This is a genomic window from Pseudarthrobacter polychromogenes, from assembly GCF_014644495.1.
Classification (GTDB): Bacteria; Actinomycetota; Actinomycetes; order Actinomycetales; family Micrococcaceae; genus Arthrobacter; species Arthrobacter polychromogenes.
Genome location: NZ_BMKU01000006.1, coordinates 159,321 through 174,865 on the forward strand (window position 1 = coordinate 159,321; position 15,545 = coordinate 174,865).

15 protein-coding genes are annotated in these 15,545 nt (G+C 66.7%); 4 read left to right on the plus strand and 11 right to left on the minus strand.

Annotated elements, in window-relative coordinates:
* Positions 1-51 precede the first annotated feature (51 nt).
* Positions 52-1,413 (plus strand): MFS transporter, encoded by a 1,362-nt coding sequence (locus IEX43_RS11745; protein WP_229666427.1) that lies wholly within the window; start codon positions 52-54, stop codon positions 1,411-1,413.
* Between the two features lie 16 nt (positions 1,414-1,429).
* On the opposite strand, the gene IEX43_RS11750 is transcribed toward IEX43_RS11745, so the two are convergent.
* The 11 genes from IEX43_RS11750 to IEX43_RS11800 all read right to left on the minus strand — a co-directional run bounded on the left by IEX43_RS11750 (position 1,430) and on the right by IEX43_RS11800 (position 12,445).
* Positions 1,430-2,182 carry an ArsR/SmtB family transcription factor gene (locus tag IEX43_RS11750; protein WP_188811227.1) on the minus strand — a complete coding sequence of 251 codons (753 nt, stop codon included), beginning with the start codon at positions 2,180-2,182 and terminating at the stop codon, positions 1,430-1,432.
* 65 nt (positions 2,183-2,247) lie between these two features.
* Complete coding sequence (locus IEX43_RS11755; RefSeq protein WP_188811229.1) at positions 2,248-3,501, minus strand: MFS transporter; 1,254 nt, start codon at positions 3,499-3,501, stop codon at positions 2,248-2,250.
* 154 nt (positions 3,502-3,655) lie between these two features.
* A complete protein-coding gene (locus IEX43_RS11760; protein ID WP_188811231.1) occupies positions 3,656-4,930 on the minus strand; it encodes an AGE family epimerase/isomerase in 1,275 nt (424 codons plus the stop codon).
* A gap of 46 nt (positions 4,931-4,976) precedes the next feature.
* The gene (locus IEX43_RS11765; protein WP_188730787.1) at positions 4,977-5,162 is read right to left on the minus strand and encodes a hypothetical protein; all 186 of its coding nucleotides are present in this window, start codon (positions 5,160-5,162) and stop codon (positions 4,977-4,979) included.
* Positions 5,163-5,205: 43 nt separating this feature from the next.
* Entirely contained in the window at positions 5,206-5,949 is a 744-nt protein-coding gene (locus tag IEX43_RS11770; RefSeq protein WP_188811233.1) for a sulfite exporter TauE/SafE family protein, read from the minus strand.
* Positions 5,950-7,389: an NAD-dependent succinate-semialdehyde dehydrogenase gene (locus IEX43_RS11775; RefSeq protein ID WP_188811235.1), complete on the minus strand. Its 1,440-nt coding sequence runs from the start codon at positions 7,387-7,389 to the stop codon at positions 5,950-5,952.
* 79 nt (positions 7,390-7,468) lie between these two features.
* Positions 7,469-8,284: a carbohydrate ABC transporter permease gene (locus IEX43_RS11780; protein ID WP_066273968.1), complete on the minus strand. Its 816-nt coding sequence runs from the start codon at positions 8,282-8,284 to the stop codon at positions 7,469-7,471.
* A 4-nt stretch (positions 8,285-8,288) separates the two neighbouring features.
* A complete protein-coding gene (locus tag IEX43_RS11785) occupies positions 8,289-9,194 on the minus strand; it encodes a carbohydrate ABC transporter permease (protein WP_229666428.1) in 906 nt (301 codons plus the stop codon).
* A 53-nt stretch (positions 9,195-9,247) separates the two neighbouring features.
* Positions 9,248-10,534 carry an ABC transporter substrate-binding protein gene (locus tag IEX43_RS11790; RefSeq protein ID WP_188811239.1) on the minus strand — a complete coding sequence of 429 codons (1,287 nt, stop codon included), beginning with the start codon at positions 10,532-10,534 and terminating at the stop codon, positions 9,248-9,250.
* Between the two features lie 95 nt (positions 10,535-10,629).
* Complete coding sequence (locus IEX43_RS11795) at positions 10,630-11,514, minus strand: aldolase (protein ID WP_188811241.1); 885 nt, start codon at positions 11,512-11,514, stop codon at positions 10,630-10,632.
* Positions 11,515-11,530: 16 nt separating this feature from the next.
* Positions 11,531-12,445, minus strand: a complete 915-nt coding sequence (locus tag IEX43_RS11800) for a carbohydrate kinase family protein (protein ID WP_188811243.1) — start codon at positions 12,443-12,445, stop codon at positions 11,531-11,533.
* A 142-nt stretch (positions 12,446-12,587) separates the two neighbouring features.
* On the opposite strand from IEX43_RS11800, the gene IEX43_RS11805 reads away from it, so the two are divergent.
* From IEX43_RS11805 to IEX43_RS11815, 3 genes are all read left to right on the plus strand, one after another.
* Positions 12,588-13,730, plus strand: a complete 1,143-nt coding sequence (locus tag IEX43_RS11805; protein ID WP_188811245.1) for a Gfo/Idh/MocA family protein — start codon at positions 12,588-12,590, stop codon at positions 13,728-13,730.
* Positions 13,731-13,800: 70 nt separating this feature from the next.
* Positions 13,801-14,583 carry a DeoR/GlpR family DNA-binding transcription regulator gene (locus IEX43_RS11810; protein ID WP_188811247.1) on the plus strand — a complete coding sequence of 261 codons (783 nt, stop codon included), beginning with the start codon at positions 13,801-13,803 and terminating at the stop codon, positions 14,581-14,583.
* Complete coding sequence (locus IEX43_RS11815) at positions 14,580-15,509, plus strand: 2-hydroxyacid dehydrogenase (protein WP_188811249.1); 930 nt, start codon at positions 14,580-14,582, stop codon at positions 15,507-15,509. Before IEX43_RS11810 ends, IEX43_RS11815 begins: the two co-directional genes overlap by 4 nt.
* Positions 15,510-15,545 lie beyond the last annotated feature (36 nt).

The following is a 15,545-nucleotide window of genomic DNA, read 5'->3' on the forward strand; positions in this document are numbered from 1 at the left end:
GTAGGTTCCATAAAGTCGCGCCAGTCCGGCGGTATGCAGCAGACTGTTTCCGTGAGCAACAAACCCCGGACTGCACTGGCCGTCGCCGGCCTCAGCCTGGGCACGGCACTGAACCCCCTCAACTCCTCGATGATCGCCGTCGCCCTGGTGGTGCTCCGCGCGGACTTTGGACTCGACGTCGCCGCCGTCACCTGGGTGGTCACCTCGTTCTACCTGGCCTCAGCTGCGGGCCAGCCGGTGATGGGCAGGCTTGCCGACAGGTTTGGGCCGAGGCGGATGTTCATGCTGGGAATGGCGCTGGTGGCGGCCACCTGCGCGCTGGCGCCGTTTGCCCCGAACTTTGCGCTGCTCTGCGTGGCCCGGGCCGTGATGGCGCTGGGCACGGCCACTGCCTATCCCAGCGCCGTGGTGATGGTGGGCGCCATTGCGCACCGGGCCAACGTGGAACCGGCACGCCCGCTGGGCATCCTGCAGATGGCCAACACATCGGCGGCAGCGGTGGGGCCTGTGGCCGGAGGGCTGCTGGTGGGCTTTGTGGGCTGGGAGGCGTTGTTCCTGGTCAACATTCCGCTGGCACTGGCCGCGCTGCTGATCGTGCGGCAGGCGGCGCCGGCGGACAAAGCCCGGGAACGCGGCAGCGTGGCCGAGCTGCTGCGGGACTCGGACATTCCCGGCATCCTTGGCTTCATCACCGCGCTGCTGCTGGTGATGATGGCCGCCCTGAATGTCCTGCCGGGCTACCGCTGGTGGATGCTGGGAGCGGGAACGGCAGCGGCGGCACTGTTTGCCTGGCGGGAGCTCCGCTTCGCCCGCCCGTTCCTGGACCTGAGGCTCCTGGGCCGCAACAGGCCCCTCATGCTCATCTACGTCGCCTTCGCGGTGTTCAGCAGCGTCTATTACTTCGTCTTCTTCGGCCTGCCCCAGCTCCTGCAGGAGGCCGGCGGCTATGAGCCCGGCGTGGTGGGCCTGCTGATGCTGCCCCTGGCGGGCATGTCCGTCCTGGCCACCCCCTGGGCGGTGAAAGCGATGGGAAGATTCGGCGTGCGGCGGGTGCTGGTTGCCGGCGTCATGCTCCTGACTGCGGCCGCCGCCCTGATGTGGTTGCTCACCGGCACCCTGGCGATCCCGCTGGTGGTGGTGCTGACAGCCCTGATGGGTATCCCGTACGGGACCGTGGGCATCGCCACGAACCAGGGCATGTTCGTGTCCATCCGGCCGCAGGAGCGGGGTGTCGCGGCGGGCATCTACCAGACGTGCCGGTACGTCGGCGCGATCACGGCCACGGTGATGATCGGCGTGTTCGCGGGCGGCGGCGTGGACCAGGAAAGCTGGGCCCGGATGGTCCTGGCAATGCTGGTCTTGTGCGTGGTGACGTTCGCCGTGAGCCTGCTGTGGCGGCAGCGGACGGAGTAGCCGGCACGAAGCGCGCCTAGGTGTACATCAGCGAGCCTGGGGTGGTCAGCTGCTCGCCAGTCTCCAGCCAGGTCTTCAGCCCGGAGAGGATCATCGGCCAGCCACCGTAGAGCTGTTCGTTGGCGCCCTCGCGGAGGTCGCTGTGGGTGACGGTCAGGCGGCAGGAATCGCCCACCGGCTCGATCTCCCACGTGACCTTCGAGGTTCCCTCGGCCTTGACGTCCGCGCCCCAGAGGGCCCGCATGGTCTGGACCAGCCGGCGGGGCGGGTCCACCTCCAGGTTCTCGCCCTCGCCCAGCGGAGCACCCGCCTTGACGTTGTTCATAGTGAAGCTGCTGCCCGGCGTCCAGTCCGTTTCGATGGTGTTCCCGAACTGGTACTTGCTCCGGATGTCACTGTCCGTGATGGCTTCCCAGAGCCGTTCCGGCGTGGTCTTGATGTAGATTTCGAAGATCTTTTCCATGGGACTTTCCAATCTGGATTTGAGGTCGCTGAGGCCAGCGGCCCATGGTTCTGAATACTTGCTCACCCAGCGGTCGTGGATAAGCCTGATGGGCACGGGATTCAGGAAGTGCAGTTTTTTCCGCCCCCGACGGCGGGTCACCACCAGGCCTGCATCTTCCAGGAGCTTGAGGTGCTTGGCGATCCCGAAGCGGGTCATGTCGAAGCGGGCCTCAAGCGCACTCAGGGACTGCCCGTCCTCGCGGAACAGTTCATCCAGGAGGTCCCTGCGGGTGGGGTCGGAGAGTGCCTTGAACACTGCGTCCATATAGAAAATGATAGGTGACCATATAGTCACCTATCAAGGGTTTTTCTCTGGTTCTTGAGAGGAACCTAGGAGCGCCCGCCCACCTTTTCCGGCGCCGCTTCGGCGATGGGCCGCGGCTCCAGCCACACCCGCTCCCGTGGGCCCTGCGGGTAGGCGTGCTTTTTGTTGGCCAGGGTGATGATCCAGGCTGCCACTACCGGCAGCGCCGCGGCCACGGGAACCAGCAGCGGACCGCCCACCACCAGCGCCGCGGAGCCGTAGAGTGCGCCGACGGTGATGCCGAGCTGGATAGTCAGCACGGTGAGGCCGTTCGCGGCTTCCTGGTACTCGCCGCCCGCCCGAAGGATGGCGGACTGGTTGTAGATGCCGATCGCGCCGAGCCCTGCACCCCAGACGGTCATGAGGACCACCGCCACGGCGAAGTTGCCAACCGCCAAGGGCAGGAAAAACATGGACAGGGCGATCGCCGCCGTCGTGACCAGCAGGGAACGCCGGGGCCGGGAGTCCACAGTGAGGCCCGCGATCCAGATGCCCAGCAGCCCGGAGCCGCCCAGCACGGTGAGCGAGAGGCTGATGGCGTAGTCCGGGAAGCCGGCGTCGCGGATAAACGGAGCAATGTAGGTGAACAGGGCGAAGTGCGCCAGGACCAGCAGCGGCCAGGCAATGGCCACCGGCTTCACCCCGGGCTGGGCGATGGCCTTGCGCAGTGAGGGGCGGACGGCGTCGGAAATCCGCTGGACGCGCGGCAGGAGGAAGAACGCCAGTACGGTGAGGACCAGGCCGAACCCGGCAAGCACCATGAACGCGGCACGCCAGCCCAGGAAGCCGCCCAGCGCGGTGCCCACGGGTGCACCGATGGCCAGGCCCAGGCTGTTCCCGCTGAAGACGATGGCCAGGGCCTTGCCCACCTTGTCCGCCGGGACCACCCTGGTGACGAACGGGGCCATGGTGGTCCAGAGCAGGCCATGGGCCAGGCCGCCCACCAAACGGGCAATCATGGCGGACGTGAAGTCAGGCGCCAGTCCCACCATGGCGTTGCTGGCGGCGAACGTCAGGACCAGCCCCACCAGCAGCGCGTGCCGCGGTATCTTCACCAGCAGCCGGGCAGCCGGAACCACCGTGACCACAATGACCGCGGCATAGGCGGCAGCCAGGTAGCCGGCCACCGGCTCGGACACGTTCAGGCCGGCGCTGATCTGCGGCAGCAGCCCGGACGGGAGGAGCTCGGTGGTGATGGCCGTGAAGGCGATGGTGGCCAGGACCACCATCGCGGCGTACGGAAAACGGGCAGGCGCCGGCGCGGAAATCGCGGAAGACATGGGGGAGGGATCCATTCAAGGGGGAGGGGTGGAACGCGGCTCGCTGGCCGGACGAATTCCTCCCTTAAATTTACAGGATCCCGCCCCCTGCTCCGTGCCGTTCCCGGCGCGTCCCCGTTGCCGTTTTCGGCGCGTCGGGCCGGCACCGTGGGAATCAGCGGGCTGCCGGTTCCCTGACCTGCGCGGCGGCGGTCAGCCGTGCGTCCAGCAGACCGGCCGCGACGGCGGGAGCGAGCCCCGGCGCCAGCGGAAGGCGCGGCACTACTAGGCAGTGCCAGAGGTGGTAGATGTCCGCCTTGCCGGACCATACGGTGGAGGTGACATTGCCGTGCTCGTCGAGCTCCTGCTTCCAGGATCCGTGCTCGTAGTCGATGAACCAATCGCGGGCGTGGTCCCAGATCCGCTCGTACCAGTCGGAATACTTCTTCTCGCCGGTGGCGATGTACAGGGCCGCCGCCCCGCCGATCGCCTCCGCGGGAACCCAGCGGATGCGGGTGGTGACCACCGGCTTGCCCTCCCAGTCGACTGTGTACACAAATCCTGGATTGCCGTCCGGTTGCCAGGCGTCGCGGATGGCGGCGTCGAACAGGCCGCGAGCGTCTTCGAGCAGCCAGTCCGGGACGTCCAGGCCGCGGGCCTCGAGCCCGGCACGGAGGTGCAGGAGCAGCCGCGCCCACTCCACCCAGTGGCCGGGGGTTCCGCCATAAGCCCGGAACTGGCTGGCCCGGTCGTCGGTGTTGTACTCCGGCATGGGAGTCCAGTCCGGGTCGAAGTGCTCGAAGACCCGGTAGTTGTTGTTGCGCGCAAATTTGTGGATCAGCACCTCGGCGATGTGGAGGGCCCGTTCCAGCCAGCGGTCCTCCCCGGTGACATCGGCCACGATGAGGTACGCCTCGACTGAGTGCATGCTCGCGTTGCCGCCACGGTAGGCCTCGGTTTCCGTGAAGTCCCGGTTCCACGAGTCGAAGCACATGTTGGCTTCATGGTCCCAGAACCTTGTGTCGGCTATCCGCAGGGCCTCGTCGAGCAGTTCCCGGGCTCCTGGGCGTTCTGCCGCAACGGCGCTGGCGGCGGCGAGGAGCACGAAGGAGTGCTGGTAGCCGGATTTGGTGTCGTTCACCGGCCCGTTCCCGTCCACCTCGGCGAACCAGCCGCCGAACTCGTCATCGCGGAACACACCGTTGAGCGCCGCGATGCCGTGGTCCACGAGCGTCCCCGCACCCGGCCGTCCCATGAGCGCGGCGACAGCGAAACTGTGGACCATCCGGGCGGTGATCCAGAGATGGGTCGGCTTGTCGGTGAATACCTTGCCGTTGTTGTCGAGCCAGCCGAATCCCGTGGGCACCTTTGACCCTGCGGCGAAATTGATCAGCCGGTCGGTTTCTGCCTCGAGCCATCGTGCGTGGGCGGCACTGTTCAGCCACGTCATGTCATTTCCTCTTTCTGATGCGGGTGCACGTCCGAAACTAGTCCAGTTAGCGCGTGCCGAAGTCGGTATCTGTGTATGCGCCGGCGCGCCGGGCGGCGCCGCCACGGCTGCAGTCGTGTCCAACGTCAAGCTGAATGGTCACCGGAGCACCGGCATCAACCGTCAGCGAGATGGTTTCGCCGTTGCTGGTGGACACGCGCAAGGGGCTTTTGTGCGGGGAGGTGGCAGTCATGGCCGCCCTTTCGTTAGTGGTGTTCGTTGGATACATGCATTCGTTACCCGACGGCGTCGAGGACGCCGCGGACAATGGTGGCTGCCGCGCCCAGGTAGGCCAGGACAATCAGCAGGATCTGGGCGGCGCGGGCGGGGACAAAACGGGCAGCGACGTCGCCGAGTACCAGCCCGACGAGGCAGGCTCCGGCAACCGCCGCCCACATGGCAACGGGAAGTGAGGGGAACGTCGCGGGCGCCGTCAGGGCTTTTGAGGCCAGGGAAAGCGCGCCGATGGTGAAGAAGTACGGCTGCATGGTGGCAGCGAAGGACTTGTGCTGCCACCGGGTGGCGATGGAGTACATGCTCACCGCTGGCCCGCCGACGCCGGCCGCAGTGTTCATGAACCCGCTGAGGCCGCCCGCGGTGAGGAGGTAGCGGCGCCGGGCTGGCAGGGTTGCGGACTTCAGTGCCAGCAGGACGGTCAGCCCGACGGCCAGGATCACCCCGATGGAAATCTCCAGGACCGCCGGCGGGATGAGCCGGATCAGGAAGGCCGCCGGAACGATTCCCAGCACCGCCGAGGCCGTGAGGGCCGCGTACCGTTTCCAGTCGATGTCCCGGACAACCCGGAAGATGATGGCTCCGGCAGTCACGGCGCCGCAGACGTTCACCAGCACCACCCCCTCCACCGGGCCCAGGAGCAGGACCAGGAAGGGGGCGGCCACCAGGGCGAAGCCCATGCCGGTGATGCGCTGCATCCCTGCACCCATAACGACGGCGCCCAGCACCAGCCCGGTGGTCAGCATTTAGGGCCGCCAGGCCACGTATTGGACCTCCTCGAACTCCTCCAGGCCCAGGCTTGCGCCTTCCCGGCCCAGGCCGGACTGCTTGGCACCGCCCATGGGCGCGAAAGCCACGGACGGCAGGGGGTCGTTGACGCCCACGATGCCGGCCTCGAGCTGCTCCGGAATCTCCCAGCCGCGCTTTGGGCTGCTGCTCCAGACGTAGGCGGCCAGGCCCATCTCGGTGGCGTTGGCCTTCCGGATGGCGTCCTCCTCCGAGGAGAAGGTCACGACGCCGGCTGCCGGACCAAAGACTTCCTCGGTCACCAGGAGTGCGTCGTCCGGAACGTCCGCCAGGAGCGTGGGTGCCAGGAAGGAGCCCTGGGCGGGTACGTCGGTCCGCTGCGTGACGCGGCGGGCGCCGTGCTCCAGCGCGTCGTCCACCAGGGCCTGCACGGCTGAGACCCGTTCGGCGTCGATCACCGGGCCAAGGTCCGGGACGGGAGTGCCGTCGTCGGGAACGCCGTGGCCGATGCTCATCGCGTCAAAGCGCGCGGCCAGCCTGCTGGCGAACTCCCCGGCGATGCTGTCCTGGACCAGGAACCGGTTGGCAGCCACGCAGGACTGGCCCGTGTTGCGGAGCCGGCCGAGCACTGCGCCCTCGACGGCGGCGTCCAGGTCGGCGTCCTCAAAGACGATGAACGGCGCGTTGCCGCCCAGTTCCAGCAGCGGCCGGACCACCCGGTCCGAGGCGGACGCCATGATGTGCTTGCCCACGCCTGTGGACCCGGTGAAGCTGACGGCCCGGACGGCCGGGTGCTTGAGCAGGGCCCCGGTGATTTCCCGGGAGGGGCCGTGGACCAGGTTGACCACGCCCGCCGGGAAACCGGCGTCGTGCAGGACCTCGAAGAGGCCGGTGGCGGCCAGCGGCGCTTTTTCGGAGACCCTGCCCACCACGGTGCAGCCTGCGGCGAGCATCGCGGCGAGTTTGCGGGCCTGGATGGAGACCGGGAAGTTCCACGGGGTGAGGCTGAGGGCCACACCGATGGGCTTCCGCAGGCTCAGGTGGCGGCGGCCCTGCAGCTCGGGCGGACTGACGGTTCCGGTGGTTCGCCGTGCTTCCTCGGCAAACCAGCGGAAGTATTCCATCGAGAAGTCCACCTCGCCCTGGGCTTCGGGGAGCCGCTTGCCGGCCTCGAGCGCCAGGGTGTGGGCGAGTTCGTCGCGGCGTTCGGCGAGGAGGTCCGCTGCGGTGCGGAGCAGGTCGGCGCGGTTCCGCACCGTGGTGCGGGACCAGGACCCAAAGGCCTCGGCGGCCGCGTCGGCTGCCTGGGTGGCGTCGGCGGCGGTGCCCCAGGCCATCTCTCCGACGGTGCTGCCGTTTCCGGGGTCCGTCACGGTCTTGGAGGTGCCGGTGGCGTGCCAGGTGCCGTTGATGAGGTGTTGGGCTGATTTGAGGTTCACGGATGATGCCTTTCGGAGGGCGGGGAGAGGTCCAGTACGGCGGGGCGGGCGCGGAAGGCCGCCGCCGCCGTCGTCATGCTCATCCCTTGCTGGCGCCGGCGGTGATGCCGGCAACGAAGTACCGCTGCAGGAAGACGTAGGCCACCACCACGGGCAGGGAGGCCAGGATGACGCCGGCGAACAGCAGCGGGTAGTCGGTCTGGAACTCGCCCTGGAAGCTCAGCAGCGCCAGCGGCAGCGTGCGGTTGCCGGGGGACTGGATGAACAGCAGCGGGTACAGCAGTTCGTTCCAGTGGATGACGAACAGGAAAATGGCAGCTGCGGCGATGGACGGCGCGGACAGCGGCAGGGCGATGGAGACGTACGTCCGCCAGGGGCCGGTGCCGTCAATCGAGGAAGCTTCGTAGAGTTCCTTGGGCAGGGTCCGCATGAACCCGCCCAGGATGAAGACGGCGATGGGCAGGGTGGATACCAGGTTCGCCAGCACCAGCCCGGCCAGGCTGTCCAGCAGCCCCAAACGGCCAAAGAGGACATACAGCGGAACCATGTTGGCCTGCGCCGGGATGGCCATGCCGAGCACCAGGAACCCGAAGATGGCCCAGGACATGAACCCCTTGAGCCGGGAGACAGCGTAGCCGGCCAGGCTGGCCAGGAACAGGGTGAGCGGGACGGAGATGGCGGTGACAATGACGCTGTTCATGAAGGACGAACCGAGGTCCTGGCCGCCGATCACCTCTGCGTAGTTGCCGGGGGAGAGGGACTGCGGCAGGCTGAACGGCCCGGCAAACAGTTCCTGCGTGGACTTGAAGCTGCCGAACCCCACCACGGTCAGCGGAACGATGATGATGACCGCGTAGATCGCGAGGATTCCGCGGCGGGTTATTGACGAGAGCATGCTGTCATTCCCCCTTCGGGGTGAGGCGGAGCAGCCGGCGCTGGAGCCAGGTGACCAGGGCGATCATGGCCATGAAGATGATCGACTGGGCGGCGGCGTAGCCGAACTCCGAGTTGGCGAAAGTGCTGTAGATGCGGGTGGAGAGGATGTCCAGGGACTGCTTGGGCGGGTTGCCGGCAATGCCCAGGATCAGGTCGAAGGCCTTGAACGACTGCACGGTGGTGTAGGCCACCACGATGGACGTTGCCGGGGCCACGAAGGGCCAGGTGATGGACTTGAACTGCTGCCACTTGTTGGCACCGTCCATCTCAGCTGCCTCGTAGAGTTCCCGCGGGATGGCCTGCAGGCCGGCGATGTACACCACCATCATCTGGCCGGCGTGGAACCACACCTGGGTCACGGCCACCCAGTACAGGGCTTGGGCGTCGTTGCCGAGGTAGGAGCTCTGGAGTGCTTCCAGCCCTACCCCGCCCAGCACCGCGTTGGCCAGACCGAAGTTGGGATCGTAGATGAACTTCCAGATGAAGGCCACGGACACCGAGGACAGGATGGTGGGGAAGAAGAACAGCGCGCGGAGCAGGACGCTTCCCCGTGAGTTCTTGGTCAGCAGCAGCGCCAGGATCAGCGAAAAGAAGGTCTGCGCGATGACCACCAGCAGCACGAACTTGAGGTTGTTCATGAGGGCGTTCGTGAACAGTGAGTCGTTGGTGAACGCCCGGATGAAGTTGTCCAGCCCCACGTAGTTGAACGCTGCCGAGAAACCGTTCCAATCCGTGAGGGCGTACTGGAAGGCCTGCAGCGTGGGCATTACCAGGAAGAAGGCAATGACGGCTACGGCGGGAAGCGGGAAGAGGTACAGCGCCGGATTCACCCGGGTGGGGGAGCGGCGGCGTCCTTTATTGGCATTCACGTCGGGAGGGCTGCCTGGTGCCTTCCGCTTCGCAGGCAGCCCGGTATGGGTGCTCATATCCGTTCGTCAACAATCTTCTGGGCGGCCTCTGCAGCCTGCTCGGGGCTGGTGCCCGAGATGACGGCGGTGGCGCTGGCTTCCACGGCGTTGCGGACATCCAGGTTCTGGAACTGGAACCGCGCGGCCAGTGCTGTGTTCTTATCCAGCCAGGGACTCAGGCGCTTCAGGTCCGGGTTGGTGTAGTCCACGTCCTTCACGGACACGTGCTGCGCCGTCTCGTTGGCGTAGTAGGCGGCATTCTCCGGCTCGGAGAGGAAGTCGATCCAGGCAGCCGCTGCGGCCTGGTTCTTGCTGGCCGAGTTAACGCCCAGGATGAAGGTTGCGTTGTAGACGCCCTCATACTTGGCGTTGCCGTCGGAGGTGTTGGGGAACACCAGCTCGATGGGGAACTGGGCGCCCAGGCCGCGGACGGCGGCAATGTGGTACGAGCCGGTGGCAAGCATGGCTGCCTGGCCCTGCGAGAACAGGTTCTGGGCCGGCTCCACAGCGGTGCCGGTGGCGTTGGGCTGGAGGTACGGAACCAGGTCCTTGTACTGATTGAGCATCTTGATGAACCAGTCGTCCGTGACCTTCAGCTTGCCCTGTTCGATCTGGGCGCACATGTCGTCCACAGGGGCGTTGTTGGCGATCATGCAGTTGAAGAGCTGGCCGCCGTTTCCAACATCGCCGCCCGGCCAGGAGATGGGGATGACGCCGGAGGACGCCAGCTTCTCGCACATGGCCAGGAACGAGTCCCAGTCCTTGGGGGCGAGGTCAGCGCCGGCCTTGTCAAACAGGTCCACGTTGGCCATCGGCATGGGGAACACCACCTGGTACGGCAGTCCCAGCTGGCTCTCTCCGGACTTTCCGGCGGAGAGCAGCCCTTCCTGGTAGTTCGAGACGGCCTTGCTGTCCTTGAGCTCGGTGTAGATGCCGGCCTCGGTGAAGTTCTTGAACTGGGACCCGCGGAAGGTGGCAAACGCGTCGCCAATGGAGCCGCCGCGCAGCTTCTGCAGGGCCTGGGCGTTGTAGTCGTTGGACGTCGAGATGTCCTGCGCCACTTCAACGCCGTTGTGCAGTGCGGCAAAGCGCTTGACCAGCTCGTCGAACACCACCTTGTCCTCACCGCGCCAGTGCGCAAAGGACACCTTGCCCGTGATGTCCCCCGTGGCGGGGGCGGCGGGGCCGGTGGCACCGCCGGGCGCCGTGGAACCGCCGGGACCGGCGCATGCTGCCGCGGTGGCGCCGAAGCCCAGGGCCCCCAGGAGTGCGATGGCCTGCCTGCGTGAAATCTGACTCACAATAATCTCCTCGTTGAGTGTTTTGCTGTGCCTTGCTTGCTTGACTGCGGAAAGGGGCTTGCCACGGCCCTGACGCTGTGGCGCTCCCGGAGTGGTTACGCGTTGGTCCTTTGCGCGGTGACAACGTCGTCCACCACGGCGCAGAGGCGCTGCAGCCGGCGGACGGCGTCCGTGGACAAGGATTCGACGACGTCGGGCGCACCGATGCAGGAGGCCCAGACCGCGCGTCCGGACAGGAAGCCGCTGGCACCTTCCAGGCAGGCCCACCGGACTGCATCCGGAAAGACGTCTTCGGGGACGCCGGAGGAGAGCACCACCCAGGGTCCGTCGATGGCGTTGGTGAGCTCGGCGCACGCGGTGCGGACTTCGGCTTCGGGGGCCTGGCCGTGGAACGGGACTTCAGCCTTGTACAGGTCCGCCCCCAGGCTGCCCAGCTCCCTGGCGGCTGCGAGGATGCCGGCGTTCCAGTCGAATTCCCCGCCGGCCAGGGGCTTGCGGGAGACGGGCTCGATGATGCTGATGAGACCCGCGGACCGGCAGCTGTCCACGAATTCGCGGACCATTTCCACCCTGCCTTCGGCGGGCTCGTCCGGGCGGTACAGCACCAGGAGCTTGAGGGCCTTGACGCCCAGGGCCTTGTATTTGTGCGGGTCCACGAGGCGGTCGATGGTTACCTCGCCCACCAGCTCGCCGTGCGCGGATTCGAAGTGGTCCGCCGAGGCGATCAGCCCGCAGCTGGGATCCACCACGTTGTCCGCAATGGCCTGGTCCAGGGCGAATTGCCGGTCGATGAGGACGCCGGATGCGTAGGGGGTGAGGATTTTGGCGGCCTGCAGCTTGAAGTCCTGCAGGTCCTGGTCAGTGACGGGCTGGTCGGTGTGTTCGGCGAACATGTTGCGCATGGCTTCGCGCTGGTCGACGGCGAGCATTGCGAAGGCGCCTGACGGGCGCTGGAGGGGTGAGAGGTCTGTGTGGCTCATGGGCTGCTTCTTTCAGCTAGGCGGTGTGGTTGGAAGTAAGGACAGGTGTGATGGTCTGGTGCGGGATGGCGGAGCGGCCGTCCAGCCCTTCGCAGGATGCGGAGGCGGTGCGGCCAGCGAAGGCTGCCGCGTCAGCCAGGGAAAGGCCGGCGGCGACGGCGGCGAGCAGGGCGCCGTGGTAGACGTCGCCGGCGCCCAGGGTGGAGACGATCGTGGCTGGGGTTGCGGGCACGTGGAGCGGGTCCGCATTGCCGTCCTTGACCCAGGCACCGTCAGAGCCGGCGGTGGCGACGACGGCGGAGGCGCCGTCGTCGGCTGCTTTGCCCAGGAGCGCCTCGGGGGAGTGGTGCCCGCCGTACTCCGCGTGGAGCCGTTCGATGGTTGGGACGTAGAGGGCCACGCCCTGCGGGCTGAAGGACGCGATGGGGTTGCCGGCATCCACGCTGACGTTCAGGCTTCCGGCGCTGAAGGCCGGAAGGGACGCCACGGCGTTCCAGCCCAGGTGGTCCACGTGGACCCAGGCTGCCGATTCCACCAGTTCATGGAACCGGCTGCCGGCCGGAAAACTGACCGGCGGCACGGGCCGGGTGACAATCGCCCGGCTTTCGGATGCCTTGCTGACCACGATCACGCTGGCACCCGTTTTGACGTTGGGATCGCGGATCACCGCGGAAGTGTCCACGCCTTCGGCCTGTAGGCCGGCGATGATGCGGTCGCCTTCCTCGTCGGTGCCGAGGACGCCTGCGAAGGCCGTGTTTGCTCCGGCACGGGCGGCCGCCACGGCTGCGGTGGCGGCCGGGCCGCCACCCGCCGTCGCGAAGTCCGAAGCGACGGTGCGGCTGTCCGCTGCGGGGTAATCCTCCACCAAAGCGATGGAGTCAAGCGTGGCGCAGCCTACGAAGAGCAGGGTTCCAGTTGACGGTTGGGGCACGTTCCACCTCGTTGTAGTTCCGGCTGGTACTGAAGAAATATACACACGCTATGTTGGAATAACAACACTTTCTGTATAGTTCTGTTTGGGATGCAACGCCACGGTCCCCCCAAAAACTCAACGTAGAGAAACGGAGCAGCACATGTCATTGCCTTCTGCGGAAACGGTCCGGACCATCCGATACGGCCTCATCGGCGCAGGCCACATGGCCCGCGAACACGTCCGGAACCTCGCCCTGATTCCCGGCAGCCGGATCACCGCAGTCTCCGATCCCCAGCCCTCATCCCTGGAGGAGACCGCCGCTGAGATCGGCTACGAGGTTCAGACCTTCCCCTCGCACCAGGAGCTGCTCGCTTCAGGCCTGGTGGACGCACTGGTAATTGCCAGCCCCAACGACACCCACCTGGCCATCCTCAAGGACATTTTCGCCAGCGGAACCAATCTGCCCGTGCTCGTGGAAAAGCCGGTGTGCACCACCGCCGCGCAGGCAGATGAACTCGAGGCGCTGGCCGCGGACTACCCGGCACCGGTATGGGTTGCCATGGAATACCGCTACATGCCGCCGGTCCAGGAAGTCATCCAGGCCGCACACAACGGCAAGCTCGGCAACATCTACATGCTGTCCATCGTGGAGCACCGTTTCCCGTTCCTGCACAAGGTGGACTCCTGGAACCGCTTCGCTGAGCGGACCGGCGGAACCCTGGTGGAGAAGTGCTGCCACTTCTTCGACCTGATGCGGCTGATCCTGCAGGACGAGCCCGTCCGCGTGTACGCCAGCGGCGGCCACGACGTGAACCACATGGATGAGGTGTACGACGGCCGGGTATCGGACATGATCGACAACGCCTACGTGATTGTGGACTTCAAGGGCGGCCGCCGCGCGATGCTGGAGCTGTCCATGTTCGCCGAGGGCTCCAAGTTCCAGGAGCGGATCTCCATCGTGGGGGACGCCGCGAAGATCGAGACGCTCATCCCCGTGGCGGCCAACCACTGGATCGAAGGTGATGAAGCGGAAGCCACGGTTGAGTTCAGCCCGCGCTCGCCGCTCGGACCGGAAAAGCATGAGGTTCCGGTGGATGAGGCAGTGCTTGCTGCCGGTGCCCACCACGGCTCCACCTACTACGAGCACCTGGGCTACCGGAAGGCGATCCTGGGCGAAGGTCCGGTTGAGGTAACGGTGGCAGATGGCCTGCAGTCGGTCCGCATGGGGCTGGCGGCCGAGCGCTCGATCGTGGAAGGACGCCCCGTTGAGCTTACGAATGCCGGTGCCGGGGTACGTCACTAGGTAAGTTGGTGTTGGAAAAGCAACACTTCGCTGGCTTGCGGGCCGGCGAATGGGGCGGGAAGAAGGGGATATGAGCACCGCACGTGAAGAGGCGCCGCTGACGCCCCGCCAGCGCACCATCCTGGAGGAACTTGGCCGGCGCGGGTTTATTTCCACTACGGACCTGGCCGAGACTTTTGCGGTATCGGACATGACCGTGCGCCGGGACACCCGGGTACTGTCCAAACTGGGCCTGGTCAGGGTGGTCCACGGCGGGGTCAGCGCCATCCAGGGCCAAGGCCAGAACGCGGACTTCGCCGCCCGCGTGCGGGAGGATTCCGACGCGAAGCTCCGGGTGGCCCGTGCCTGCATCTCCATGATTGGGGAACGCGATGCCATCATCCTGGACGCCGGCACCACCACGTACCAGATCGCCCAGGAGCTGCCCAGCTCTTTTACGGGCACCATCATCACGCACTCCGCACCGGCCATCCAGCGCTGCCTGCAGTTGACCGCTGCCCGGACCATCTGCCTGGGCGGTGAACTGCTCCTGGACAGCCAGGCATTCAACGGTCCCATGACTGTCAGCGCCGCGGCGGGCCTCCGCGCCAAAACGGCCTTCATTGGCGTGAGCGGAATCCACGACGAAGCGTTTTACATTGAGCGGGACGTGGAGCGCGCCACTAAGATCGCCCTCATGAACTCTGCGGAACAGGTGGTAGTGGTGGCAACACACCAGAAGATGCTGCGGTACGCGCTGGCCAGGCTGGCCGCCTTTGACGCGGCCGACGTGCTGGTGACGGATGCGCCCCCGCCGCGGGAAATCGAGACGGCGCTGCGTGCCGCGGACGTCAAGCTCGTGGTGGCCGCGTGAGGGCGCCGCTGCAGGTTTCCCTGCCCGACCAGAAACTGCTGGACGCGCTCGCGCCGGCTTCCGGCGTCGAGTTTTATGTGTGGGACTTTTCCGGGTCCGCCCCCGCTGAACGGCTGGACATTGTGGTGCCGCCGTATATGCGCGGGCCGGAGGTGCTGGCCGCGCTGGAGTCCGTGGAGATCGGCCTGGTCCAGAGCCAGTCCATAGGGTACGACGGCGTGGCGGACGTGCTGCCCGCGGGTTGCGTTTTCGCCAACGCGGCAGGGGTCCATGAAACGTCGACGGCGGAACTCGCCCTGGGCATGATGATCGCCAGCCAGCGCGGCATGGACGACTTCGCGCGCAACCAGGCCAGCGGCACGTGGGACAACAGCCAGCGGCCCAGCCTTGCGGACCGGCGGGTGCTGCTGGTGGGTTACGGGGGAGTGGGCAAGGCCATCGAGGCCCGGCTTCTGCCCTTCGAAACGAAGGTGACCCGGATGGCGAGCCGTGAACGCGAGGATCCCAGCGGGAAGATCTTCGGCATCGACTCCTTGTATGAGCAGCTGCCGCTGCACGACATCGCGGTGGTCAGCGTGCCCCTCAGTGAGCAGACCCGCCAGCTGGTGGACGCGAAGTTCCTGGCCGCGATGCCGGACGGGGCGCTGCTGGTCAACGTGGCCCGCGGCGCCGTGGCGGACACGGATGCGCTGCTGGCCGAGGCGTCCTCGGGCCGGTTGCGTGCCGCTGTTGATGTGACGGACCCCGAACCGCTGCCCGCGGACCACCCCCTGTGGACCACGCCCGGCGTGCTGATCACCCCGCACGTGGGCGGGGCCAGTTCGGCGATGTTCCCGCGGATGGTCCGGCTGGTCCAGCAGCAGATTGGATTGATGCTGGAGGGCAAGGAGCCGGTGAACGTGGTGTTGGGCGGCGCTGCCGGGTAGGGTCATTTGCCCGAATCTGGGCGTTGTCCACATAGG